The organism is Pleomorphomonas sp. PLEO, from assembly GCF_041320595.1.
Classification (GTDB): Bacteria; Pseudomonadota; Alphaproteobacteria; order Rhizobiales; family Pleomorphomonadaceae; genus Pleomorphomonas.
In genome coordinates this window covers 5204848-5229815 of sequence record NZ_CP166625.1, presented here as the reverse complement: position 1 = coordinate 5229815, position 24968 = coordinate 5204848, and the positions used below count along the sequence as shown (strand labels likewise).

The window sequence follows — 24968 nt, the reverse complement described above, 5'->3', positions numbered from 1 at the left end:
CCTGCCGAGGATGTTTAGGATTGTACTCAGCCAACAGCTCTTAAGCCGCCTCTCGTTCGCGAGCTCGCTTGTTGCGATTTGATCACTACCAACGTGAAGATACGGCCTTGAAATTCCCCTCAGCTTCCACCACGGTGCGCCTCGTCTGGCGCGCAGATGGCATACGCCAAGCGCGGCGGCTGGTGTTCTGACCTTGCCGATTACAGTAGAGGCTATCGCTTCCATGGACTGCCCAGTTCCTACCCTCTCTGCTCCTGAATTGTCGATTGTCGTGCCAACGTTCAACGAGAGCGCCAATATCGCCCCACTGGTCCGTCTGCTTGATAAGGCATTAAGTGGAATTGCCTGGGAGGTAATTTTCGTTGACGACAATAGTCCGGACGGAACCTCGCGGGTGGCTAAAGAACTTGGACTAATTGATTCGCGCGTGCGTTGCTTGCGGCGAGTCGGTCGACGCGGCCTAGCCGGAGCCTGCGTTGAGGGCATAATGTCCAGCGCAGCGCCGACGGTCGCAGTAATGGATGCCGACCTGCAACACGACGAGACGATCTTGCCGGCAATGCTCTCTGCCATCCGCAACGGAGCCGACCTTGTTGTTGGCAGTCGTTATGTTGAGGGCGGCTCATCATCAAGCGGCCTGTCGTTGATCCGACAGTGGGGATCAGAAACTGCGACAGCGCTGGCAAAGCGCTTTCTACGCATCGAGCTTTCCGATCCGATGAGCGGCTTCTTTATGATCCGTCGAGAGAAAGTCGAGGCAATTGCCAGTGTACTGTCGAGCGACGGCTTCAAGATCCTGCTCGACATTGTTGCCTCAACGCCGGAGCGTCTGAACACAGTCGAGATCCCCTTTACGTTTCGCGAACGAAAAGCTGGGGAATCCAAACTCGGTACACTCGTCACTGCCGAGTATCTCGGATTGCTTTTTTCCAAGATCTCTGGCGGTCTATTCCCTGTGCGTTTCTTGATGTTCCTGGCGGTAGGAGCTTCGGGTATTGTTGTGCATTTGGCTACTTTGAAGATTACCACTCTTGCCTTCGCACTTACCTTTTCATGGGCGCAGTTTGCGGCCACAATGGTAGCGATGACCTGGAATTTTGTTCTGAATAATCAGCTGACTTATCGAGACCGCCGCCTTTCAGGACTTCAGTTCATCTTTGGCCTTGTCATTTTTTATGCTGTTTGCTCGCTAGGGACACTCGCTAACGTTGGTGTCGCGAGCTGGATCTATGGCTTTGGACCAAACCAAATGTTGGCCGGACTCGCCGGGGCCATTTTAGGCTCAGTGTTCAACTACGCTGCTTCTTCTGTCCTGACGTGGCGCAAATGAGTCAACCGGAGTTAAGATCAGGACTCATTGGTTGAGCCAGAAGATGACGGTTGCTGCGATGCAGATGGCGGACAAGAAGGTTTGTGCGCAGCGGTCGTAGCGGTGCGGATGTGCGGCCAATCCATGAGCCTGCCAAACATATCCTCGATCTTGTGGCGCTGGCGATAGAGCACGGCATCGTGCTCGATCTGGCCCTGTCGATTCTTCTTTGACGGGATGCATGCGCTGATATCGCTGTCTGCAAGCACCTTGCGGAACCAGTCGGCGTCGTCGCCTTGCCGCCGAGCTGAGCTCTGGCCCTGGGCAATGTCAGCCGCAAAGCCGATTATCTCGCGCAGAATGTCAGCGTCAGGGGCTTGTTCCACGAGGTCGCAAAAGTTCATGATGTCCATGGCCATCGTTGGTCTCTTCGGTCTGTGGTTGGTGTTAGCAGCCAGACCCTACCGAACATTGCCGGTGACCACCTCACTCGGATCCTGTACCGTGACCGGGGACGGAATCCTTCCACTTTACGGCCCATGCCCTTCGCTGTACGGGCCACGGGGGGCATAATTTGAGCCGTGTGTCCTTCCAACAGGCCTTACGATCATCAAGCGGGAACACTCGGGGCGGACGTGCTAGCCTCCCTTTTAAGCTTGTGGTTTTGGATTGACCGATTCCGACAATTCTGCTCCTAGTGCCTCCGCTTACGACAATTTTACGCGACATCAGAGCGTGAAATTTCGCACGAAAGAGATATTCCTGTATTGTAGAATACTTGAGATAATAAGTATTATTATGTATTGGACGGAAAAGGTCGGTTATGGCTATGCGATCTGTTGAGAACTCCTCAGCGCCTTTGGATGACAACAAAGCGGAAGAGGTTGCAGCGCCTGCCTTCGTATTCGAGCTCCTGACGGAAAATAGAGATCTGCGCGCAAAACTCGCCGGAGAAACCGACGAGTTGCGCCGGCAATTGGCGGCCGCTCGTTCCCGCCCGTTCAAGACGCTCTTCCGTTACCTCAAATTTAAGATTCTCATCCGTCTTTCAAGGCTGGGACCGCCGGTTCCAAAATCAATGGCGTCGCGATTTGCTCGGAGCGCAGCCAAGCGCGATCCAAAGCGCTCACTGAGCGACCGTCAAAAGGCCAGCGTCGCGATCAAGGAGCCGCACCGTACGCATGACCTTTCTCTCGCGAATGCGCTGCAAGCTGGCAGAGCGAAGCCGCTGATACCTGATCGTCGTACCGTTATAGTGGTCAGTCACGAAGCGTCACGTACCGGCGCCCCCATTCTCGCCTTGAATCTGGCTCGAAAGCTGGCTGAAAAATATAACGTCGTCTCGTTGATCCTTGGCGACGGACCATTGTTGGACGACTTTGAATCAACCTCCATCGCCACCTACCAACTCAAACGCGGGGAGCCCGCTGCCAAAACGGATGCCCTTCTCTCTCAGATATGCAAGACACATGATGTGGCATATGCGATGGTGAATAGCGCCGAGTCGCGTAGCATTATGGCAAACATCAAAGCCTGCGGCGTACCGCAGCTCGCGCTCCTACACGAGTTTGCCGCCTATACGCGACCGAACACAGCCTTCGCCGACATTTTCGATAACGTCGACAGCGTCGTCTTTTCAACCCGGATTACTCTTGAAAACGCCCTAGACGAACTCGGACGAACCCGCGGGTCAGCGATCCACGTCCTCCCGCAGGGAAAATGCGCAATCCCGGTCGGCCAACAAGATCAAATGATCGTCGATCATGAACGCCTCTGGTTGCAACGCCTATTGCGACCGGAAGAGACGGAAGATGCCGAGTTCGTGGTTCTTGGAGCAGGCACTATTGAACCGCGCAAGGCAGTTGAGCTCTTCATCGAATGTGCGACCCGTGTCATCAACGGCCCGGGCGGAGGACGCTACCGGTTCGTGTGGATCGGCAATGGTTATGACCCGGAGACCGGCGCGGCTAACTCGATGTATCTCGCCGATCAGATTAAGCGTGCTGGCATCCAGGAGCAGATGACCATTGTACCGGCGACCAGTCAGATCGAACTCGCCTACCAGCTCTCAGACGTTTTGCTCTTGAGCTCACGTCTTGATCCGCTGCCTAACGTCGCGATCGACTCTCTGGTAGCGGGTAAGCCGGTGCTCTGCTTTGAGCGAACCACCGGCATTGCTGATTTCCTAATTGAGAGCGATCTGGCGAGCGCCTGTGTTTCCCCCTACATTGACACGGCTGACCTCGCGCAAAAGATTCGTTGCCTCGCCGAAGACGCCTCATTTTATTCTAAAATAGCTTCGAAGGCTCAGTTAGCCGCGCTTCGAAGATTCGATTTCGATCGCTACGTCGAGAGACTTGATGAGATCGCGCTCGCTATAGTGCCATTCGAGCGACAGATCGACCAAGATGCTGCCCAAATTGCGCTCAGCGGCCGCTTCCGTGCTGACTTTTTCGCGTCACCCAGCAGTATTCCGGCAAAAGAAAGTGAAGCGATCCATGATTATCTGAAGGCCAACCGCTCTGGGTTGAAGGCGCGTAAACCGGCACCCGGATTCCATCCGGCAATTTATCAGATGCATCATCAAGCCGAGATCGGTGTCGATCCGTTTGCTGGCTTTCTGCGTGAGGGCGAGCCATCCGGACCGTGGGCGCCACGCGTGATCGATGCCACCGCCCCGATCAAGCCCTCTGCCGAAAAAAGCCCCGCCTTGCACCTGCATGTCTCAAAACCGGAACTATTGCCTTCCCTTTTTACCGCATTGAAGATGTGTTCTACGAGGGTGGATATCTTCATCAGCACCGCCAAGAACCAAGCCGAAACAGTTCGCGCCGCCTTCGAGAGCGCAGATATAGGGCCGATCACCGGTTTCTCGACGGTGCCGGCGCGCTCTGGCGGGCTTGGCGCACTAATGACGGGCTTTGCCGACTGTCTATTGGCCGACTACACACTGATCGGCCATTTGGATGTCGGTGGCCAATTGGCCAAGCCTCCTCTCGCTTCGGTTGCTGCGATAGAGACGGTTGTGGGAGGTAACGCCGGAGGCGCTATGCTTGACCGCGTTCTCACGGCGATGCAAGGTGACCCAGAAATGGGCTTGGTATATCCCGGCGACCCTGAGATCCACTCTTGGGGGGCCTCTTTGGCAACCGCCGAAAATCTCGCCAAACGCATGAACATCGGGCGGCTTCCTGATCAGTTTGACTATCCGACGCTTGGTGCCTTCTGGTGCCGCCGCGAGGTTCTCGCTGTCGTCGCCTCGGCTAAGCTAGAGTGGGTGGATTATCCCACGTATGGAACAGGCTCGGAGGCGACACTGCGTGCATTGGCTCGCATCTTTGGCGTAGTGCCAGAGAGAATTGGAATGCGTACTGGTGTCATCAATGTCCGCAGCATTTCATGGTAATGGCACCATGTATAAACGTGGATTGCCGCCACAATGAAGATCCTAGTGGAGCGAATCTGACATTTGAGTCCCGCCTGACGTAAGGCTCTCGGTCAAATGTCAAATTCAAAAGCTCAACTAGAAAAATAACTTGCTAGTGGCTCTTATGACACCGACATTTGCTCCGAGGCCGACATCCGGCGGATACAAATGTCTGATTCAAACCACTAGAGCGCGTCACCATCTGTTCGACCAGCCGGGCGCGGTGCTTAGAACTGCGGCCATATTGCTCACGGCACAGCTTGGCGATCTCCAGCTTGAGGTGCAAGATCATCGCCTCGTAGGTCGACAACACCGCACGGGCCGTCGCCAGTTCGGCGCGCAGGCGGGCAATCTCGGCATCAAGATTGGACATGCCAAAAGCCTACCGCACCACCGTGGTAATTCCCATTGGAAACAGCCGATAAGGCCCATCACCCGGCTTTTGCCGGGCGCTGTGTCCAGCGAGGATTGCGCCAGTCGATCCCGCAGAGAAGATAGCCAAGCTGAGCCGCCGAAATCGGCACAGCACCCCGCCCGCGATCCACACCCTCGCGTCGGCCGGGAAGGCGATCATGGTCCCTTCAGGGCGGACAACAGGCGGCTGAATACAGTCGGATCGATCGAAGCTGGAACCGTCAGCCGACCTCCGCTCAACAACACGATCTCGATCTTCGTATCAGCGCTCGAAGCCACAGGTACCATGACATCTCACCGCGCCACCTCTGGCGCCGGAAGGGAAACAGGCGTGAATGCCGGCACTGTCGAATTACCAAGAACACCGCGCCGATAATCCCGCCGCCTCGACCGCAAAGATGGTGACACACCATAGTGACGAGCTGTCGCCGAGCTCTGACGAAAGCCGCGCAGGCTTTACTCGACGGTCCGGATCTTCTCCTCGTACGTCCATTACAGCCGACGACCAACGTCACCCGCAGGTAGCGCCTCAATGGCCGAAATGACTGTAGCGCTTGATATAAGGCATGGGCTTACGATCATTTACAAAATCAGCACAGACGCCCTTCACCGGAGGAATACACCTTCCCCGCTCACGGCCAGCCGCGATCCGATGACGGATGTTCGTGCAAATCTCCTCGGAACCAGAGGCATTGTCTAGGCGATGCTGGAGCAAGGCGGTTCAATGATGTCGGCTCTGGCAGTTTATTCAGATATCCGGCTGGCGCAGGGACACCTGCGGTCCTCAACTGCTGACCGCTAAAAGGCTAGCTTCATCCCGAGCCGACCGGACGCCGCCATGGAATCGTCGCTGTAGAGAGTACCGTCGATTCCCGCGTAGACGGAAGCCCGCTTGGAGATCATCGCGTCAAGGCCAACGCCGAGGCTCGCGCCGATAACATTTCTATCGGCCGAACTCGACACGGTGAACTCGTTGTTCAGAAGACTGGCGTGGACTTTATCTGAGCCCAGATACTGTGTGTCGCTGAGCGATGTGGTAGCGGTGACTGCCATCGGCAGGCCGGACGGCAGAGTGGTCTTGTACTTCAGCTCGAACTGCAGGCGCCCGTCCAGCGAATGGCTCTGTTGCGCATCATAGCTGACATTCTGCGACGATCCGCTCTCAGTATAGCCATCGTAGAAGGCCCCCGTGTAACGGGCCTTGACGCTCGACGTCAGCTCCCATTGCGGTGCGATCTGGTAGGTACTGCTCACCGACATTTCGGGAGAAACATACCAGCCCATGAAGTCGCCGGATGCCTCATTGCTCCCATTGTTGATCAGGCGGCTAGCGTCATTGTCGATGCCGCCGCCGGTGATCGAGGCGTTCCATTGCAGGCCATTGAGTTTCATCGCCCCATAGAGGCCGAGGAAACCTGTTACGCCGGTCATCGTCGACGAACTGTCACCGGCGACACTGCGCACACTGCCGGCGCCACCGAAGAAGCCCAAACGATAGTTTTCGAACTGGTGATCGACGCCCGAAATCAGGCCGTAGTGCGAGGTGTGGCTGGAAGGGTCGCCATCGCCCGATGGCTGGTAGCGAAGCCCGCCAAAGGCACGCGCCCAGAATAGATTGCCATATCCGTCCACCGCGACGCCGTTGTCGAGCATCCGCAACGCCTTGGCTTCGGTGCTTTCCGGCTTCTCCTCGCCATATCGCAGGGCCGAAATGGTGGAGTCACCCACCACCACTTGGTCGGGCCTTGCCACATCGAGCGCGAGGATGCTGCCGACCACGTCCGACACCGACGCGGTGTATTGCGTCGCAGCATGGCTCGCCGCCGGAATGGCCACCACGTTGATGGTGCCGGTGCTATTGGCATCGTCGAGAACGACCATCTGCCTGGCATTGTTCAGCGTGATTGAGTTGAGAGCGTCGTTGTAATTCGCAGCGTCGATGCTGTAGCTGCCAGCGCCGAAGGTGGTCGTGTTGCCCGTCTGGTGGTTGTAGTTGACAACGCCGTCAAAGACGGCCGTCGGCAGGATGTTCAGCGTGTTGCCGCCATTGGCAAAGAACACTGAGGTCGTGCCACCCTTGATGGTGCCGCTGTTGGTCAGAGTCCCCCCATCGAGTATGACCGCCGTCGCCCCGCCGCCGAGCGAGCCGGTTATATTGAGCGCTCCGTCGGAAGCGATGGTCGTCGATCCAGTGAAAGCCGAGCTGTCGCCCGAGAATGTCGTCACGCCGGACAGAACCTTGATCGTGCCGGTCCCCGAGATGTCCGAGGCGAAGTCGTAGTCGGTGTCGGTATGGTTGAACACCAGGGTTCCCGTGCCGGCACCGAACACGACGGAAGCAGCCTCGATCCGGCCCGCAGCCGCGGCGCTAGCGGCCTCCGCGGCACCGATGTTCAGCGTACCCGTCGATCCGGCGTTTGAAGCAATGCTGACGGTACCACCATAGGCACCGTTCGTTGCCGCTCCTACCGTCACTACGCCACTATTCGAAACCGTCAGGTTGCCGTTACCCGATAGGCCGACCTCAAGGGTGTCGCTATTATTCCATGTCGAGCCCGGGCCGGAAACGGTCACGGTGCCAATACCGGTGCCTCTGCGTCCGATCGTGCCAATCGTGTTGCTGACGGACGCGCCATCCAAGATGGTCAGTGTGCCTGTGCCGTAGTTGCCCACCCGCAGAACGCCGTCGTTCGCCCAGGTCGAACCGACGCCGGTGACGCTCACCGTGCTCGTCGACCCAGTACTATAGGCGATGAAGCCATCGGTATCGCTGACCCGTCCGCCATTATTGATGGTCAGGTTGCCCGTGCTCCCCGTGTCGTTGGGGTCATAGCCGAGAAGAAGTTGCTCGCTGTTCGTCCAGGTGGATCCGGAGCCGCTAACGGTCACCGAACCGTTCCCGCCGGTGCGGGCGCCGATAAAGCCATTGGTGTTGCTGACCGATCCGCCGCCCGTGATCGTCAGCACGCCCGTGCCGCGCCAGCCGATGGCAAGCTCGCGGCCATTGGTCCATGACGATCCGGGACCGGAGACCGTCACCGCGCCATTGCCTGTGGCCTCGAACCCGACAGTCCCTTCGTCGACATTGGTGACCGTCCCGCCATTCTGGATGATCAGTGTGCCGGCGCCGCTTGAGCCGACAATGAGTTCGCCAGGATAGGTCGTCGGGGCGGTAATGGTGCGAGTTCCGCTGTCGACGACCTCGTCGGGCGGGTCCGCCATGGCCCCCTGTGAAAGCGTGACCATCAATGCCGTTGAGGCGAGCAAAAGGTGCTTGCGGGCGAAAAGTTGAACGGAACGCGAACAGGGAAAATAGGTTCGCGGAACAACGGCAGTCATCGACCGTGCCTTCTCGAAAGCGTTACTCACCGGCCGCATGTGCGCCGTTCAAAGGGTTCGACTCATGCGGAACCGATTGATATTGCTAATTAGAGCTCAGGCAAAAATGCGGTGTCAAGTACAACTAACGATATGGCCGCAAAGTCTTGTTCATTTCAAAACTTGCATCTGACGTTGGCGATATCTCAGCCAGATGGAGCTCGAACGAATGGTCGAAATAGCTTAGGACCGTGTCCATGAAACCGGCAGCAGCTCATTCCGTCTGACGTTTGCCTGTTGAGGGTGAGACTGCACCTCAGTTTCCGACATTTTGTTTATGTGCTGCACCACATGCAGCAAAAGTTTCGTGGACGTCCGAGTGCAACTCTCGGGATCGCGCTGGCACGCATGGGCATCCCGAGTGCTCGCAAATAGGCATATGTTCGAGCGAAAATTGATGCTTTTCCGTTCCGGCATCTTTCCCTAGCTCTTGAAAGGATCTTAAACCGACGGAGATGTGCCATGGCGAAGCGGTTTTACTGGAACGAATTGACCAGTCTCGAATTCGCCACGCTCGACCCCGAAAGCACGGTTGCGATCCTGCCGCTGGCCTCCACCGAACAGCATGGGCCGCATCTGCCGGTCGCCACGGATGTCGCCATAGCCAACGGCATGTTGGGTCTGGTGCGCGCATTGCTGCCGGCGGACCACAACGTCTTCGTGCTGCCAACGCAGGAAATCGGCAAGGCCAACGAGCATGTGTTCGGGCCGGGGACATTGTCGCTGCCGGCTGAACTGTTGATTCAGATGTGGACGGCCATCGGCCAGAAGGTTGCCGAGGCCGGTGTTCGCAAGCTGATCATGGTCAACTCCCACGGCGGCAATCTCGACCTGATGAGTATCGTCGCCCGCGAGATGCGCGTGCGCTTCGGAATGGCCGCTGTCGCCACCCAGTGGAGCCGGTTCGGCAGCCCGGAGGGCCTGTTCAGCGCTCATGAAATGGCATTCGGCATCCACGGCGGCGACGTCGAGACGTCGATGATGCTCTATTTCCGGCCGGATCTCGTTCATATGGATAAGGCGCAGAATTTTGCGTCCAGGGCCGAATGGATGAAGACGCAGAGCAAGTATCTGCAACCGCTACCCCCGCATGCGCTGGCCTGGGTCGCCCACGATCTCAACCCTCACGGCGTGGTTGGCAATGCCGCCAACGCCGATGCGAGCAAGGGTGAGGCCTATTGCCGGCACGTGGCGCAAGGCTTCATCGAACTGATCGGCGACGTCATCAGCTATCCGCTGGCCAATCTCTATACCGGCTGACCGACCGATCCCGCGGAAACCTCACGGATCATCTCGACGAGTTCGGCGATCAGAAATTCAACGAATATGCTGGTGGCCGCATCAAGCGTGGCTCTGGCGCGCGCCAGTAATTTCATCGGCTGCGGCCTTATGTGGGCGTCTGACAGGGGACGATAGACGAGGTCGCCGTTTCGGCAGTCGATGAGCACGTCCAGTGGATTGAGGATGCTGACGAAGGGGCCCTGCCGCAGCAGTGTCCGGATCATTTCCGTCGAATTGGTTTCCAGCAACGGCTCCACTGTCACGGTGAGCGGCGACAATGCGAGATTGATCGCATCGCGCAGGGAGGTGCCGGGTAGGGCGAGTACCAGTTTTTCCTCGACCAGATCGGCCAGACTCACTTCGCTTTTGCTAGCCAGCGGGTGCTCGGGTGAAAAGACGGCTCCCAAAGGCACGTCGAAATGGGCGAGGCTGCGAATGCCAGGCAGGGCGGGAATGTTGAAGCCCAGGCCAAGATCCACCTCGCCGGAAACCACCGGCATGGACGTGGTGATGCCGCCATCACCGCGCAGCAGAACGCGGATGCGCGGATATTGGGCGAAGAACTTGCCCATCAGGTGCGGTAGCGGACCGGCGGCGAGCCCGATGGTAGTCACGATGGACACCTTGCCCATCTGCGGCGTCTTGAGGTTCCGAATGCGGGCCTGCAGTTTCTCGTAATCCTTGAGAACCTCGCGTACGTGTTCGATGCAAAGCTCGCCGACCGCCGTCAGCCTCAGACCACGTGGCAATCGCTCGAAAATCTGCGCGCCCAATTCCTCTTCCAGCGCCAGTATCTGCCTGTTGATGGCCGAGGAGGCCACATTCATCCGCTCGGACGCTTTGCGGATCGAACCGCAGCGAGCGATTTCATTGATGTAAAGCAGCTTGCGTGAGTGCAACATGTTCACCTCCTGCGCAATGCTTAGGCAGGATGCCTATTGCAGCAACAGAAAACCGAACTGTGCAAAAAAGGCATCAAAGCGTGCGCAATTAGATGCTTTTCACGGCTCATTGCAAGTGGTGCAGTATCGTTCAATCCCCCTGATTTCCGGGGAGGAGCGATAAAGGGGACGACTCCGAATGCGCTGCAACACCAGCTTCATCACGCTATGTACCGTCGGCTTGATCGCCTCCGCATCCGGGGCGCTTGCCGCCGACAAGGTGAGTTTCGGCACCAACTGGCTGGCTGAGGCCGAGCATGGTGGGTTCTACCAGGCGGTTGCCGATGGCACATATGCCAAGCACGGCCTCGATGTAACCATCGTTCAGGGCGGGCCGAATGCTGCCAACAGCGCGTTGTTGGTCGCCGGCAAGATCGACTTCTACATGGGCAGCAGCATGGGTGAGCTATCCGCTGTCGAGCAGGGCATTCCCATCGTGGATGTGGCCTCCATGTTCCAGAAGGACCCCCAGATCCTCATGGCCCACCCTGGCGTCGGCATGGATACCTTCGCCGACCTTGCCAAGGCCGACACCATTTTCCTCGGCAAGGAGGGCTACACGACCTTCTTCGAGTGGATGAAGGCCAACTTCACCGGCTTCAAGGACGAGCAATACAAGCCCTATACCTTCAGCTCCGCCCCGTTCATCGCTGACCCGAAATCGGTTCAGCAAGGCTATCTCACGTCCGAGCCTTATGCGGTCGAAAGTCAGGCGGGCTTCAAACCCCAGGTCTACCTGCTGGCTGACCAGGGTTTCGCGCCCTATTCCACCACCATCGCCACGCAATCGAAGCTGGTGGAGACCAATCCCGATCTGGTGCAGCGCTTCGTCGATGCTTCGATCGAGGGCTGGTACAGCTATCTGTATGGCGACAACAGCGCCGCCAATGCGCTGATCAAAAAAGACAACCCCGAGATGACCGATGGTCAGATCGCCTATTCCATCGCCAAGATGAAGGAATACGGCATTGTGGAATCGGGCGAGGCGCTCGACAAGGGTATCGGCTGCATGACCGATGCCAAGTACAAGACGTTCTTCGACACCTTGGTGTCGATCAAGGTGTTCAAGTCCGACACCGACTACGCCAAGGCCTTCACGACCAAGTTCGTCTGCAAGGGCGTTGGCATGTCACTGAAGAAGTGAGCCAACAGCGGAAGATCCTGCACGGTCAGGCAGTCGTCAGCGTATGCGGATTATTGAACCGTGTCACTTCTGTTCCTCATGTCGTCTTGAAAGGTCCCGTATGTTCGCAACGCAGCGATTTCGGGCAGATGCACCCACCGAGAGAGCAACATTGACGCCTCCCCAACCGACACGGCCACTGATGACCATGGCCTCGGTCTCCAAGACCTTCTCGAACGGCACAGCGGCACTCGCGGACGTGTCGCTGACCGTTCGAGCCGGGGAGTTCGTCAGTCTGCTCGGACCATCCGGGTGCGGCAAATCGACCGCCTTGCGCCTCATGGCCGGGCTGGGTGGTATATCCTCGGGCAACATCGACTGGCCGGCGTCGCGCATTACAAGTCGCGGCCGGCCGGACGGCGACATTTCCTTCGTTTTCCAGGAGCCGACGCTGTTGCCCTGGCGCACCGTGGCCGAGAATGTCTATCTGCCGCTTCAGTTGCAGGGCATCTCGCGCAAGGAGGCGCAGTCCCGGATCGAGGAGGCTCTGTCTACCGTTTTCCTGGCCGACTTCGCCAAGTCCTATCCGCGTGAATTGTCCGGCGGCATGAAGATGCGCGTGTCGATCGCCCGCGCGCTGGTGACCCGCCCCAAGCTGCTTTTGATGGACGAACCCTTTGCGGCGCTCGATGAGATCACCCGGCAGAAGCTCAACGATGAAGTCCTGGAGCTCTGGAAGTCGAATGGCTTGGCGGTGGTCTTCGTCACCCATTCCGTCTTTGAGTCTGCCTACCTTTCCTCGCGCATCGTCGTGATGAAAGCCCGGCCTGGGCGTATCCACGAGGATTTCCCGGTCAACGTCGGCATAGAACGTGACGCCGATTTTCGAACCTCGGAATCCTATCGTCTCGCCTGCGAGAGAGTTTCTCATTCATTGGCAGCCGCCATGGGCAACGAAGGGGCGCACTGATGGAAAACGGCGAACGCAGCGCGCAGATGGATCGGCTGATCCGCATATGCATTCCGCTCGGTGTCATCCTGGCGCTGCTGCTGGTCTGGTATCTGATCGTCCACGTCGAGAATATTCCGCCTTACATACTGCCCGATCCGATTACCGTCGCCATCGCGCTCGTCAAGGACTGGCCAACCCTTTGGCCGGCCTTTCTGGTCACCACCAAGATCACTTTCATGTCGCTGGGGTTGGCGCTGCTTGGCGGAACGGTATTTGCCGTTCTCCTGGTACAGGCCCGCTGGCTCGAGCTGATCTTCTACCCGATTGCCGTCGTTTTGCAGGTAACGCCTATCGTCGCCATCGCGCCGCTGATCATCATCTACGCCCCAACGACACAAGCGGCGCTGTTGATCTGTGCCTACCTGGTGGCCTTCTTCCCGATCCTCTCGAACCTGGTGCAGGGACTGAAGAGCGTCGACCATAACCATCTCAATCTGTTCGAGCTTTATGGCGCCAATCGCTTTCAGACGCTCTGGCATCTGAAGCTGCCGACGGCGCTGCCCTATTTCATGACCGGTCTCAAGATCGGCGGTGGCCTGTCGCTGATCGCCGCCGTCGTCGCCGAGTTCTCCGCCGGTTCGAGCGGCGCGGGATCGGGGCTCGCCTTCCGTATTCTCGAAGCGCAATTCCGACTGAACATTCCCAGGCTTTTTGCGGCGCTCATCATGTTGTCGGTGCTTGGGATCGCGATCTTCGCGCTCACGTCCTTCCTGTCATGGCTTTTGCTTCACCGCTGGCACGAAAGCAGTTTGAAAAGAGAAAACTGATGTCCGCCGATTTTGTTGCACTGCCAGATGTTTCCCGGTTCGCCCTGACCAACGCGACGCTGCCGACGGCGCTGCTTTCCAAGCCGCTGTCCGGGCCGATGCGGGAAGGATTGATCTCGGCGCATGTCATCATCGACGCCGAGCGCATCGCCGCCATTCTGCCCGCCGAGACAGCGCTCCCCTACGACATCGAGAAAGTCGACCTCGACGGCGGGCTCGTCTGGCCCTGTTTCACCGACATGCACACCCATCTCGACAAGGGGCACATCTGGGAACGCCGGCCCAATCCGGACGGCAGCTTCGCCGGCGCGCTGGAAGCCGTGGGCTCCGACCGCATCGCCAACTGGTCGGCCGAGGATGTGACGGCACGCATGGATTTCTCGCTGCGCACCGCCTACGCCCACGGCACGCAGTTGATCCGCACCCATCTCGACAGCCTGGCACCCCAGCATCGCATTTCCTTCGACGTGTTCAAGGCCATGCGCGAGCGCTGGCGTGGCCGCATCGAACTGCAGGCCGTAGCGCTCTTTCCGCTGGAACTGATGGAGGACGCCACCTACCTGGCCGACCTCGTGCAGGTAGTTGGCGAAGCCGGGGGTGTTCTGGGTGGAGTCACCTTTCTGCACCCCAAGATCGAGACGCAACTCGATCTGCTGTTCGAGACCGCCGCCAAGGCAGGCTTGGACATCGACCTGCATGTCGACGAGACCGAAGACCGGCAGGTCCTGACGCTGGCCTCGATTGCCAGCGCCAAGTTGCACCATGGCTTCAAGGGGGCGGTGAACGTCGGCCATTGCTGCTCGCTCGCCCGTCAGGACGAAGACACAGTGAGCCGCGTGATCGATCTGGTCGCCAAGGCCGATCTGTCCGTCGTCTCGCTGCCCATGTGCAACATGTACCTTCAGGACCGCCATGCTGGCCGCACGCCCCGCTGGCGCGGTGTGACATTGCTGAAGGAGCTGACTGCTGCTGGCGTTCGCACGGCAGTGTCATCTGACAACACCCGCGATCCGTTCTATGCCTATGGCGATCTCGATCCGGTGGAGGTGTTCCGCGAAGCGGTGCGCATCCTGCATCTCGACCATCCGCTGGGCGATGCTCCAGCTGTGATCACCCGTTCCCCCGCAGAGATACTCGGCCGGCCGGAGCTGGGCTGCCTAGCCGAAGGCGGCCGCGCCGATCTCGTGCTGTTTTCCGCCCGGCGCTGGAGCGAATTCCTGTCGCGGCCGCAGTCCGACCGGGTGGTGCTGCGCAGCGGCCGGGCCATCGACCGCCACATGCCCGACTATCGTGAACTCGACAGCCTTCTGGGGGCCGATCATGCCTGATTATGATGCGATCAAGACCGCGCTCGAAGGGATCGCCATCGAGGACAATCCGCGTCTCGTGCAGATGAAGAGCCGGGATTTCTATTGGTACTCCCCCGTGCTGAAGAGCCAGCTCGACGGCGTCACTGGCGATCTCGTCGTCTCGCCGAAAAGCGAGGAAGAGGTCATCCGCGTTCTGAAGGTCGCCTATGCCCATGGCGTTCCGGTGACCGCGCGCGGTACCGGCACGGGCAACTATGGCCAGGCCATGCCGCTCTCCGGCGGCATCGTGCTCAGCATGGCCAACATGAACCGGGTCAAGGAAATTCACGTCGGCCGGGTCGTCTGCGAATCCGGCATCGTGATGGCCAAGCTCGATGAGGAATGCCGGGCTCAATCCGGGCAGGAACTGCGCTTTCACCCGTCCACCCACAAGACGGCGACCGTCGGCGGCTTCGTCGCCGGCGGCTCCGGTGGTGTCGGCTCCATCACCTGGGGCGGCCTGCGCGATTTCGGTAATATCCTGCGGCTGCGCATCGTCACCATGGAAGCCGAGCCAAGGGTGCTGGAACTGACCGGGCTCGACCTGCACAAGGTCGCCCATGCCTACGGCACCAACGGCATCATCACCGAGGTGGAGATGCCGCTCGCCCCTGCCTATGACTGGGTCGACGCCCTCGTCGGCTTCGATGACTTCCTCGAAGCCGCGAAATTCGCCGACCTCTTGGCGCGGCAGAACGGCATCCTGCTGAAGGAGCTGGCGGTCATTGCCGCACCGACGCCGCATCTCTATTTCAGCCGCCACAAGAAATGGCTGCGTGAGGGACAGTCGGTGGTCGCCTTGATGGTCGCGCCGATGTCGGTCGCCGCCTTCGCCGCCTTCTGCGCTATGCGCAAGGCCGAAGTGATGTTCCGCGCCGATCTCGAAGCCGACCTCAAGGGCGTGCCGGAAATCTACGAGCTCTGCTGGAACCACACGACGCTCCGGGCAATCAAGGTCGAACCGAGCTTCACCTACCTTCAGGTCCAGTACGCCAGTCCGGATCATCTCGCCAAGGTGGCGCGCACCGTGGAACTGTTCGGTGACGAGGTCATCGGACATCTCGAATTCATCAAGTTCGACGGTGAGATCCAGTGCGCCGGCTTGCCGCTGGTGCGCTACACGACCGAGGAAAGGCTCGAGGAAATCATCCGGCTCCACGAGGACAACGGCTGCCCGATCTTCAATCCGCATCGCTACACGCTGGAAGAAGGCGGCATGAAGCGGACGGACACGGTGCAGCTCGCCTTCAAGCACGAGACCGACCCCAAGGGGTTGCTCAATCCGGGCAAGATGATCGCCTGGGAAAACCCCGACTTCGACTTCAATTCCGGGCGCCCCTTCCTCTTTCCCGGTCTTGCCGAACTGGAAGCGGGCCAATGAAAGTCCTGCTCCTGTTCTCCCATCCGGTGGAGTCGAGCTTTGGCGCCGCCGTGCATGAGACGGCCCGCGCGGCGCTGATCGCTGCCGGCCACGACGTCGATGACTGCGATCTCTATGCCGAGGGGTTCGATCCGGTGATGTCGCGCCAGGACCGGCTGACCTATCACAACCACCCTGAGAACATGGAACTGGTCGCCGATTATTGCCGTCGGCTCGACAGGGCCGAGGCGCTGGTCATCGTCACGCCGATCTGGAACTACGGCTTTCCGGCCATCCTGAAAGGCTATTTCGATCGGGTCTGGCTGCCGGGCGTCTCCTTCGACCTCATCGACGGCAAGCTGAAGTCGAGGTTGCACCACATCCGAAAGGTGGCGGCCTGCCTCACTTACGGCGGCACGGCGCTACGCACCTTTCTCGCCGGCGATCCGCCGGGGAAGATCGTCAAGCGGGTCATCCGGGCGCAGATCCATCCACGCGGCAGCTGCCGTCTGCTGCCGCTTTACGACATGAACAATAACACGCAGGAGACCCGCGCCCGCTACCTCGAAACCGTGGCGCGAGCGATGGCAGCGCTTTGACCGCAATCCGGTCAATCCCAAGGGAGGGGAGCATCCGATGAAGACAGCGCACAACCCTCCGAGCGTGGCCCGGCCGTTCGGCGCCTACAGCCACGGTTTGTCGTTGCCCGCAACCGGGCGGTTGCTCGTGACGTCCGGTCAGCTCGCAATCACGCCCGATGGCGCCATTCCCGACGACATCGAAGGACAGGCGGTTCTCTGTTTCGAGGCAATCAAGGCCATCCTGGCCGACGCCGGCATGGATTTTGGCGATGTCATCCGCATCAACGGCTTCGTCACCCGGCGTGAAGATTTCCCGGCCTATATGGCGGTGCGCGACCGCTACACACGCGCGCCTTTCCCCGTGTCGACGCTGGTGATCGTCTCTGGCTTCACTCGCCCGGATTTTCGGGTCGAAGTCGAGGTGACGGCGCTCAAGTGTATCTAGCAGAAGAGTTTGCATGGGAGGAGATGCGCGGGTGAGCTAGGTCGGGTTCCTCTCTTTATGAAAATACGACATAGGGCAATTTGGGCTGATCCGGGGGGGCGCCACCAACGGATTGCTGCGCTAGCAGCGTTTCACTATTGTGCCGGACGCTCGAGCGTGGCCAGATGCTGCGCAAGGCGGGTTGAAGACCATCGCAAAGACGCGGAAAGGAGCCGGGGCAGTCTTGGTGCTGATCCCGGCTTTTCAGTACGCGGTTCGCCGTCACTTTCGGATCTGACTAAGCGAAAGAGTGGCAGAAGGGCAGGCCTACCTGCAATGCAGCCCCAGCGAGACGCATGAAAAGATGTCCGATCGACATGAGGTTTCCTTCCATTAAGAAAATTTTAGTGTGAAGCGGGTGTGGCCGATTCAGACGGGAAGGCCGTGAAGGCGATTACCACCGCCACGACGCCGCATCCTGCGATGACGAAAGCAAGTGGCAACGCTGTTCCGTTGGCCAGCGATCCGACCACGCCACTTGCAGCGGCGGCTCCCAAGAACTGGATAGCGCCAATCATGGCTGCTGCGGTGCCTGCGATAGCGCCGAACGAAGCCATGGCCCGCACGCTCAGCACGGGCATAACCATACCGGCCGGCGCCACCACGAAGAACAGTAGAATACTGTGCGACAGGAGGCTGGACTGCCCTTCCAGCTCCATCATCACCAGCGCGATGCCACTGATCATGAGAACGAGGGTTGCGGCGCGGGCAACAGTGTAGGGTCCAAACCGCCGTGTTGCCGGAGCGCTTAGTTGGTTTGCGATCACGAGACCGACAGCATTCAAGGCGAACAGGAGGCTGTATTGCGTCGGCGACAGACCGTCGATGGAGATGAAAACGAAAGCCGAACCGGAGATGTAGGCGAAGAATCCAGCCTGCGCGACAGCGGAGACCATGACGAATGGCACAAACTGGCGGCTACCGAGCAAGTTGACATAGTGGCGGACGGCGTGGCCGGGACGACTGGCCTTTCGAAGCTCGACCATTCGGGTCTCAGGCAGCGCAAATGCTACAAAAAGGATCAAGGCGAGGCCGATGACCGCAAGCACCATGAAGATCGCTCTCCAGCCCGCAATAGCGAGAATCGCACTCCCAGCAAGCGGTGCCAAGACGGGCGACACACCAAGCACCATCAGCACGAGGGCCATCATCCGCCCCGCTACGTGCCCAGTATAGAGATCCCTGATGACGGCCATTGCGATGACCATGCCGATTGACCCGCCGAGACCTTCCATCGCGCGAAACAGGATTAGGGTCTCGACAGAACCTGCGAGCGCGCAGCCCAAAGATCCCAAGGCAAAAAGACCAAGACCGACATAGGTCAAGGGCTTTCGTCCGAAGCGATCCGACAACGGACCATAGAAGAGTTGCCCGAATGTGAGGCCGGCGAAGAAAGCCATGAGGCTGTACTGAATGGTCCCTTCGCTTGTCCCGAGATGGGTAACCATTTCCGGCAATCCGGGGAGGTACATGTCGATAGCCAGCGGGCCGAGTGCGCTCAAGCAGCCCAGAGCCAGCGCGATGATCGGAGACGGTTTTTCAATTGTCATTGTTTGGATCTTGCCTTCGTCATGAAGCCGATGGATAAGGAACCATCGGGTTCCCTAATATTAGGAAACCCATTGGTTCCATTTTGTCAAGTTGCGAGACGGTGATGACGGTATGACCGAGGTGAAGCGGACGCCGGGAAGGCCAAAGACACTTTCTGATGACGAGCGGCGCAAGCGCATCCTGGATGCTGCCGGCGACCTGTTCATCGAAGAGGGCTATGAGGCGACCGACATGAAGCGCATCGCGGAACGCTGTGGCATGTCAAAAAAGACGCTGTATCTGGTCTTCCAGAACAAGGAGGATCTCTTTGCCACGCTGGTGTGTGATCCGCAGGCCAATTTCTACGCGCCCGTCGTCGATCAGACAGGAGAGTCGGAGGAAGCTAAGCTTGTGGAAATCCTTGTCCGCCTGGCCGCATGGGTGCTGGCTCCCCGCCAGATCGGTCTTACTAGGCTGATCATCGCGGAGGCGTTCAAGACCCCGGAATTGGCGGCACGCTTTCGAGAGCAGGCTATCGAAATTGGCCGGCGCTCGATAATCACCGGGCTAAAGTCTCTGAGCGATGCGACCCGGAATCAGGAACAGTTGGAGCGGCTTGCCTCAATTTTCTTCGGCGCCGCCGTTGCTGACTTGCAGCTACGGGCATTGGCAGGTGAAAACATCGACAACGCCCGGCAGGAGGATCGGCTCCGCCAGAATATCAAGCTTGTGGTCGAAAGAGTCTTGCGTCCAGAAAGCGCAAGTTAAGATCGCACCAAGTAAAAAGTGCAGCTCAACGACTGACGCCCTCTTCTGCACTGGTCACGCCACCGCCATCGGCCGGAAGCCCTGGGTGTACGGCTTGAAGCTGCCCGGCTGAAGCACAGGAACATAAAGCTCGTAGGTCGCAAGGCTCGTCCCGAAGCCGACGCGCATGCCAACCTCCGGATCGATCTCGAACGAGACCGTGGCGTTGCCGGTCAGACTGAGCCCGCCGACAGCCTTGACAGAGGATGTGATGTCTTTTCCGTCGGCACCCTTCCAGATGTTCGACTGCTTGCCTCGCTTCCTGATGTCCAGAACGTCGATCATCCGCTGCTCTGCGACCTCCATGGGCTTGGCGATCTCGGCGTCGGTGAAAGAGGGGCGCTTATTCCGCTCTTCGGCAACCAGGTCGATCTTTGGAATGTCCGATGCTTTGAGGTAGCCCAGCCGAACTGCGTGTTTGAACACCGACCGCATCGTGACGGCTTCTCGGCGCAGCGTGCTCAGCGTCGCTTCGATATGCTGGGCAGGGCGGATCACCCGGCGTCCCTTACGCTCGTAGGCGATATGCGCCTATTTTGCCCCAGGACCGCTCGTCCAGTAGCTTCTTCGCCATTCCATGTAGCTGTGAAGCGTCGGAACGCTGATGGCGGTTATGGGGCTTCTACCGAAGAAGGGGACCATATAGCGATCAAGCACGCCTCGATCGGCTGCGACCTTGGAAAGCTTTGACGGATTGCTCCCGGCTTCCAGTTGGGCGCTTTCGAGATATTGACGCGCGACCTTGTCGAAGGATGTCCTTCCCGGAAGCTCTCCTCGTTCCGCGCTCCAGAGGGCTCGTTGGTATTCGTACTCGGCGTTCCGCTTGGCTTCTTCCTCGTTGGAGGTCTTGAGGCAAATGCGTTTCTGCCCTTGTCCCGGTATGGAGAATCGAACCCAGAGGCTCGGGCTATCCACTCGGGAAAATACGACATAGGGCAGTTTGGGCTGATCCATGGGTCGCCACCAGCGAGTTACTGTGCTGCGTCGGTGTGCTAGGTCCGTGCTAATAGCACGCTGCACGCTACCGCTAACTTATTGAAAAATAATAAGCAGGAGAACCTCGTGCTAACAACGTGCTAGCCCGTTTTGACCGGGAAAGCCTTGGTTTTCTCTGGGAAACGTCAGCTATTTCAAGGGGATAATGGTGCTGTGAGAGAGGATTGAACTCTCGACCTCTCCCTTACCAATTACGGCGTCCCTAAAAAATCATCAGCAAAATCAGTGCATCAGACAGCCTGTGCTAGCCGCGTGCTAGTCTGGATTCCCATCGAAGGCAAAAGTATTGTTTGAGTAGATTGCGTTGTGCGTTCGACGGAAATATTCCGAAGTCGTGGCGAAATACGTTGCGGTAGGAAAGTTGTCGGCGTTGAAGTTGGCGTTGTTGGCGGTTTAGGTTGCGAGTTTGGAAAACGGCTGTAGATGGGACGGGAGTTGTCCACATGGAGGTCCCGACAAATGAGCATCCTGAAGAGCCTGAAGCTGACCAATGCCAAGCCCGTCCGCACGAGCGACAATCCCGTCGAACGTGCCCGTGACAAGGTGATTTCGGCACTCGTCGAGCAGAAGGCCATGGCTGAAGCCAAGATCGCCGGTCAGCATTTCGCACCGACGCATAAGGTCTGGCGAAAAGGAACCGATGGTCAGCGGGTTCAGGTCGAAGCGCCCAAGCGTCTGCGTGCTGGTTGGTTCACGGATGCCAGTGGTCAGTTCTTTTTCGGTCTCCGCTATGCGGGCAAGACCATCGAGTTCGCCAAGGACAAGAATGCGGTGACGATCGGCGAATTCGCGAACCTTCCCGGCATCATCGACAAGCTGATCGAGGCTGTTCGAACTGGTGAACTCGACGACCAACTCGCCCTTGCCTCGGCTGAACGTGGCCTGATGCTTCGCAAGGCTGGCTGAGCCCAAGCGTAGCCTCCTATGTAAAGAGCAGGGACAGCTTCTGTGCTGCTCCCAACTCTTTCCGGGCTCATCTCATTACATTGGTGCTAATCCGAGCTGCACGCTGAGTAGCGAATACAAGCACTCTACGCAGGCGTAGCCAAACTTCCCTCGAACGGTGTTTCTTCTGTAGACACCCCTATAATTTGCGCAAGTCGTTCGTGCCGAAGTCGTCGTTGCCGCAAATTATTAACTGCTTCCCGAGCCGCCAAAGCGTAGTCACCAGGAAGGTTGCGCCCGAAATCTTCCAATTTTTCACGAACAATATCAACGCCTAATCTCTCCAGAGCGTCAATATTCCAAACTATGACCACCATGAGTGTAAATGAATTTGATTTGCTCCACCAAGGAACATCAGAAAGATTCAGAGATTGAAAAAATCTTGCAGCTCTCTGAAGAACGATAAGCAGCCGATCTCGCGTGGGGACAATATCCTCAGACAAGTCGAGAAGTTCCTTTGTTTTGTCATTCCTTGCAAAATATCCAAATCGGATTGTAGACACCAGATTCAAAACCCACATCAAATGGACCATGCGAGAATTTTCGTAGCCGGTGAATATTCGTCCGCCTGAGACAAGTTCTGTAATCGCGGAGACATCATACGTTTTTGCCCAAGACAAAAATTCTGGTGGTAAGTTGGGGTCTTGTGAAAGGTTAGTGTCATCATCATCTGTGTCGACGGAGAAAAATCCGCAAATATATTTCGATATTAACATAAGATCGACGCTAGAATATTCGGTCGCCATTTTCTCAATAGTTGACAAAGAATAGAATGTCCTGTTCAGACGCTTGAATACGTCTATGACAGATGGGTCTGTAGCCTTCATTTCTAAATCGATGACTGGAATTTGGTATTTCAAGAATTCTTCTTTATCAACAAGGTCCATTTCCGAGAATTTTCGTCCTGATGCGGAAAATAAATCCGTCACGAATTCCATGATTGCATTCATGCGTTGCTGACCATCTACAACACACGACTGTGATGTCATGCTCTCAACGTCAATATCGCCGCGGGCAATGAAAATTTGAGGGAATGGGTATCCCTTTAGGATGGTATCTATAAAATCTCTCTTGTGGAGGTCTCTCCAGACAAGATTCCTCTGAAAATATGGACTTAGAATGAGCCTGCCTGAACGGACATCATTGACAAGATCAATTAGATCCCTCGATCGAACCTGGTATTTTATCATACCTTGCCTCCATTAAACTTCTCGGTCGGAGCGATCTGTTTAACGGTAAACGACGCTTCCGTATCATAGATAGCAAAGGTAATTTTGGAGAAATGGTCTCGAAACTGGTATGAAAGCGAATGAGAAAGAGAACTAAGTAAGGTTTTCAGTCTAGTTCTCGGCATCAGGTCTGGCCTGATGATGCCTTTCTTGTAAGCGTAATCCCGAAACGTTTCGTATGCGTTATGAGGAGAACTCGGAAATAGTGTGCGGTTATAAAAATTATGCGTCATCTGTCGAGCTTCAGATATAGCCCTAACGTACATTAATTGATCAATTAACGCCACGTCGAGGTCAGAATCCCCAGGTAAAAAATCCCGGTCGGCAGTGTAACTGCGTCCCCAATAGGCTGATCCACAGACGCGTATCATTGATAGGGGGAGACCAAGACTTTCTGCAATGCGATCCTTAACTTCCAAATACAATTCTTTTTTGTCCGAGAAATACTTCGCTTTATCCGTAAGGAATTCCTGTCTCGCGAGAAGATGGATGTCTTGGGGCATATGGCGATTACCAGACTGACGAATCGCGTCACGCGAAACGTTCGCGGGATACGGCGAGCGGTAGAGTGGCACGCCTCTCGTAGGTTGTGAAGTTTATTGCTCTCTTTTGCCCTAGCGTATCGAAATTTAGTGGCGTTAACCCGTAGTACCTTGAAATACGTAAAAACTCGGGGTTTGTTCGAGTGCATGAGTTTAAGGGCGTGCTTCGATCGCGGATTGGACTCATGTGTGATGCCTGGACAGCGGCGATTGTAATAGGTCGTGCTAACGGACGGAAAGCGACAGGCTACTTTCGCACGAGTAAGCCAAAGCGTCCCAATAGGCTGTCAGCCAGAAGGTTCCGTGTAGAGCCATTCCGATGGTTGCATTGATGACTAGCACCGTCGCCAAGGCCATGATGGCCTTCCAGAATAGGCCAGGGCTGAGCGCGTTATTTGCTGCTGCCGAGCGATCCTGATCGCCTGCTGACTCCGTTTGCACATGGTCGATCTTTCGTTCTCCAGCCATCCTTTGCGGCATGGCTGCTGTCACGCGCTGAGGTTTCGAAAGCGAAATGCTGGACATGCAATCCCTCCCCAAAAAGCTGCTGACCGGCTCTTCACGGGAATCAATCAGAGGCGTATAATCACCATATTAACGAGCTGTTAAGTGTGTGTATAGGCCTATGATTGACGAGGGCATGGAGCAGCAGCCCAGGAAGCTGAGCGGCGTAGCTGAGGTAGCGAGGGGGATTGCCCTATGGCGAGAGTGCAGAGGATTGACCATCGAGCAGTTGGCCCAGGAATCCGGTCTGCCATCTACCTTGATATCGGCCATCGAAGCGGGGCAACACGATCCGGACATTGACCTTCTAGATCGATTGGCGCGAGTCCTTCGAATCCGGTTGATCGATCTGTTGATACTGCCTAGTCAAAAATAATAGGTCCAGAGTCCGTGGATAAAAGCGCCGACCTATGATGCTTATACGCTCATGAATGGTCGTGAGCTCGTTGCCTGGAATATGCGCCGCCTGAGGGTCGCAAAAGATATCTCTCAAGAACGCCTAGCCAATGAAGCCGGCGTTGACCGAACTTATGTCAGCCGGCTTGAGCGCATGTTGGAAAACCCGTCGATCGGCATCCTTGAAAAGATCGCCAATGCTCTCGCCGCTCACGTATCAGAACTGCTGCGCGAGCCGGTTGCCGGTGAAAAGCTGACGCAGTTGAAGGCAGGCCGAAAACCGAAAGTTTAGGCCGGACATCCGATTGATCCCCTTAGGGGGAAACAAGAGTTCGTTCGTGAGAAAATACTGTATCGAAGCCTAGCCAACAGTACCTTGAGCTACGAGAGGCCCATCATAGTACTTAGGCGTACAGCTGCCTCGTCAGACGGGACGTGGGCAAGAATTTCTACCGAGCGAACTCCGCAGGCTCCTAAAATCTCGTAAAGATAATAACCACTTGGGTCAAAGTCGTCCTCGGTAACAAATTCCAACATCTTGTCGCTCAAAACAGATAGGCATAAGGATCGATCGGAATCTAGCTTCGCGCTGA

At 57.4% G+C, this 24968-nt stretch carries 24 protein-coding genes; 14 read left to right on the top strand and 10 right to left on the bottom strand.

The annotated features are described in order from the left end of the window. The first annotated feature begins 223 nt into the window (after nucleotides 1-223). The gene (locus AB6N07_RS24165) at nucleotides 224-1330 is read left to right on the top strand and encodes a glycosyltransferase family 2 protein (RefSeq protein WP_370678313.1); all 1107 of its coding nucleotides are present in this window, start codon (nucleotides 224-226) and stop codon (nucleotides 1328-1330) included. Nucleotides 1331-1347: 17 nt separating this feature from the next. Here AB6N07_RS24165 and AB6N07_RS24160 read toward each other — a convergent pair whose 3' ends face one another. Beyond that, on the bottom strand, nucleotides 1348-1728 hold the full coding sequence (locus AB6N07_RS24160) for a hypothetical protein (RefSeq protein ID WP_370675582.1): 381 nt from the start codon (nucleotides 1726-1728) through the stop codon (nucleotides 1348-1350). Nucleotides 1729-2132: 404 nt separating this feature from the next. Here AB6N07_RS24160 and AB6N07_RS24155 point away from each other — a divergent pair, with 404 nt between their 5' ends. Continuing rightward, on the top strand, nucleotides 2133-4715 hold the full coding sequence (locus AB6N07_RS24155; RefSeq protein WP_370675581.1) for a glycosyltransferase: 2583 nt from the start codon (nucleotides 2133-2135) through the stop codon (nucleotides 4713-4715). A 133-nt stretch (nucleotides 4716-4848) separates the two neighbouring features. On the opposite strand, the gene AB6N07_RS24150 is transcribed toward AB6N07_RS24155, so the two are convergent. Together AB6N07_RS24150 and AB6N07_RS24145 are read right to left on the bottom strand one after the other, a co-directional pair. Continuing rightward, nucleotides 4849-5109: a hypothetical protein gene (locus AB6N07_RS24150; RefSeq protein ID WP_370678328.1), complete on the bottom strand. Its 261-nt coding sequence runs from the start codon at nucleotides 5107-5109 to the stop codon at nucleotides 4849-4851. Between the two features lie 839 nt (nucleotides 5110-5948). After that, on the bottom strand, nucleotides 5949-8372 hold the full coding sequence (locus AB6N07_RS24145) for an autotransporter domain-containing protein (protein ID WP_370675580.1): 2424 nt from the start codon (nucleotides 8370-8372) through the stop codon (nucleotides 5949-5951). Between the two features lie 618 nt (nucleotides 8373-8990). Between AB6N07_RS24145 and AB6N07_RS24140 the strand changes: the two genes are divergently transcribed. Then, complete coding sequence (locus tag AB6N07_RS24140; RefSeq protein WP_370675579.1) at nucleotides 8991-9788, top strand: creatininase family protein; 798 nt, start codon at nucleotides 8991-8993, stop codon at nucleotides 9786-9788. Here AB6N07_RS24140 and AB6N07_RS24135 read toward each other — a convergent pair. After that, nucleotides 9776-10711, bottom strand: coding sequence for a LysR family transcriptional regulator (locus AB6N07_RS24135; protein ID WP_370675578.1), 936 nt, complete (start codon nucleotides 10709-10711; stop codon nucleotides 9776-9778). The genes AB6N07_RS24140 and AB6N07_RS24135 overlap by 13 nt on opposite strands. A 178-nt stretch (nucleotides 10712-10889) precedes the next feature. Here AB6N07_RS24135 and AB6N07_RS24130 point away from each other — a divergent pair, with 178 nt between their 5' ends. The 7 genes from AB6N07_RS24130 to AB6N07_RS24100 all read left to right on the top strand — a co-directional run bounded on the left by AB6N07_RS24130 (nucleotide 10890) and on the right by AB6N07_RS24100 (nucleotide 17387). After that, entirely contained in the window at nucleotides 10890-11894 is a 1005-nt protein-coding gene (locus tag AB6N07_RS24130; RefSeq protein ID WP_370675577.1) for an ABC transporter substrate-binding protein, read from the top strand. Between the two features lie 181 nt (nucleotides 11895-12075). Further along, entirely contained in the window at nucleotides 12076-12843 is a 768-nt protein-coding gene (locus AB6N07_RS24125) for an ABC transporter ATP-binding protein (protein WP_370675576.1), read from the top strand. Then, on the top strand, nucleotides 12843-13652 hold the full coding sequence (locus AB6N07_RS24120) for an ABC transporter permease (RefSeq protein WP_370675575.1): 810 nt from the start codon (nucleotides 12843-12845) through the stop codon (nucleotides 13650-13652). Before AB6N07_RS24125 ends, AB6N07_RS24120 begins: the two co-directional genes overlap by 1 nt. Beyond that, nucleotides 13652-14980, top strand: coding sequence for a cytosine deaminase (locus AB6N07_RS24115; protein ID WP_370675574.1), 1329 nt, complete (start codon nucleotides 13652-13654; stop codon nucleotides 14978-14980). Before AB6N07_RS24120 ends, AB6N07_RS24115 begins: the two co-directional genes overlap by 1 nt. Next, nucleotides 14973-16382 carry an FAD-binding oxidoreductase gene (locus AB6N07_RS24110; RefSeq protein WP_370675573.1) on the top strand — a complete coding sequence of 470 codons (1410 nt, stop codon included), beginning with the start codon at nucleotides 14973-14975 and terminating at the stop codon, nucleotides 16380-16382. The genes AB6N07_RS24115 and AB6N07_RS24110 overlap by 8 nt, the downstream gene beginning before the upstream one ends. Next, on the top strand, nucleotides 16379-16960 hold the full coding sequence (locus AB6N07_RS24105) for an NAD(P)H-dependent oxidoreductase (protein ID WP_370675572.1): 582 nt from the start codon (nucleotides 16379-16381) through the stop codon (nucleotides 16958-16960). Before AB6N07_RS24110 ends, AB6N07_RS24105 begins: the two co-directional genes overlap by 4 nt. Before the next feature lie 37 nt (nucleotides 16961-16997). Further along, nucleotides 16998-17387: a RidA family protein gene (locus tag AB6N07_RS24100; RefSeq protein ID WP_370675571.1), complete on the top strand. Its 390-nt coding sequence runs from the start codon at nucleotides 16998-17000 to the stop codon at nucleotides 17385-17387. Between the two features lie 383 nt (nucleotides 17388-17770). On the opposite strand, the gene AB6N07_RS24095 is transcribed toward AB6N07_RS24100, so the two are convergent. After that, nucleotides 17771-18976 (bottom strand): multidrug effflux MFS transporter, encoded by a 1206-nt coding sequence (locus tag AB6N07_RS24095; RefSeq protein WP_370675570.1) that lies wholly within the window; start codon nucleotides 18974-18976, stop codon nucleotides 17771-17773. Between the two features lie 112 nt (nucleotides 18977-19088). Between AB6N07_RS24095 and AB6N07_RS24090 the strand changes: the two genes are divergently transcribed. After that, a complete protein-coding gene (locus tag AB6N07_RS24090; protein WP_370675569.1) occupies nucleotides 19089-19724 on the top strand; it encodes a TetR/AcrR family transcriptional regulator in 636 nt (211 codons plus the stop codon). 54 nt (nucleotides 19725-19778) lie between these two features. On the opposite strand, the gene AB6N07_RS24085 is transcribed toward AB6N07_RS24090, so the two are convergent. Continuing rightward, nucleotides 19779-20261 (bottom strand): hypothetical protein, encoded by a 483-nt coding sequence (locus AB6N07_RS24085; protein ID WP_370675568.1) that lies wholly within the window; start codon nucleotides 20259-20261, stop codon nucleotides 19779-19781. A 33-nt stretch (nucleotides 20262-20294) separates the two neighbouring features. After that, nucleotides 20295-20717 carry a hypothetical protein gene (locus AB6N07_RS24080; protein WP_370675567.1) on the bottom strand — a complete coding sequence of 141 codons (423 nt, stop codon included), beginning with the start codon at nucleotides 20715-20717 and terminating at the stop codon, nucleotides 20295-20297. 501 nt (nucleotides 20718-21218) lie between these two features. On the opposite strand from AB6N07_RS24080, the gene AB6N07_RS24075 reads away from it, so the two are divergent. Continuing rightward, complete coding sequence (locus AB6N07_RS24075) at nucleotides 21219-21665, top strand: DUF6641 family protein (protein WP_370675566.1); 447 nt, start codon at nucleotides 21219-21221, stop codon at nucleotides 21663-21665. Nucleotides 21666-21790: 125 nt separating this feature from the next. On the opposite strand, the gene AB6N07_RS24070 is transcribed toward AB6N07_RS24075, so the two are convergent. From AB6N07_RS24070 to AB6N07_RS24060, 3 genes are all read right to left on the bottom strand, one after another. Further along, on the bottom strand, nucleotides 21791-22894 hold the full coding sequence (locus tag AB6N07_RS24070; protein WP_370675565.1) for a DUF262 domain-containing protein: 1104 nt from the start codon (nucleotides 22892-22894) through the stop codon (nucleotides 21791-21793). After that, on the bottom strand, nucleotides 22891-23508 hold the full coding sequence (locus AB6N07_RS24065) for a hypothetical protein (protein WP_370675564.1): 618 nt from the start codon (nucleotides 23506-23508) through the stop codon (nucleotides 22891-22893). The genes AB6N07_RS24070 and AB6N07_RS24065 overlap by 4 nt, the downstream gene beginning before the upstream one ends. 192 nt (nucleotides 23509-23700) lie before the next feature. After that, a complete protein-coding gene (locus tag AB6N07_RS24060; RefSeq protein ID WP_370675563.1) occupies nucleotides 23701-24000 on the bottom strand; it encodes a hypothetical protein in 300 nt (99 codons plus the stop codon). 100 nt (nucleotides 24001-24100) lie between these two features. Here AB6N07_RS24060 and AB6N07_RS24055 point away from each other — a divergent pair, with 100 nt between their 5' ends. Together AB6N07_RS24055 and AB6N07_RS24050 are read left to right on the top strand one after the other, a co-directional pair. Continuing rightward, entirely contained in the window at nucleotides 24101-24355 is a 255-nt protein-coding gene (locus AB6N07_RS24055; RefSeq protein WP_370675562.1) for a helix-turn-helix domain-containing protein, read from the top strand. A gap of 51 nt (nucleotides 24356-24406) precedes the next feature. Then, a complete protein-coding gene (locus AB6N07_RS24050; protein ID WP_370675561.1) occupies nucleotides 24407-24667 on the top strand; it encodes a helix-turn-helix domain-containing protein in 261 nt (86 codons plus the stop codon). The last annotated feature ends 301 nt before the right edge of the window (nucleotides 24668-24968 follow it).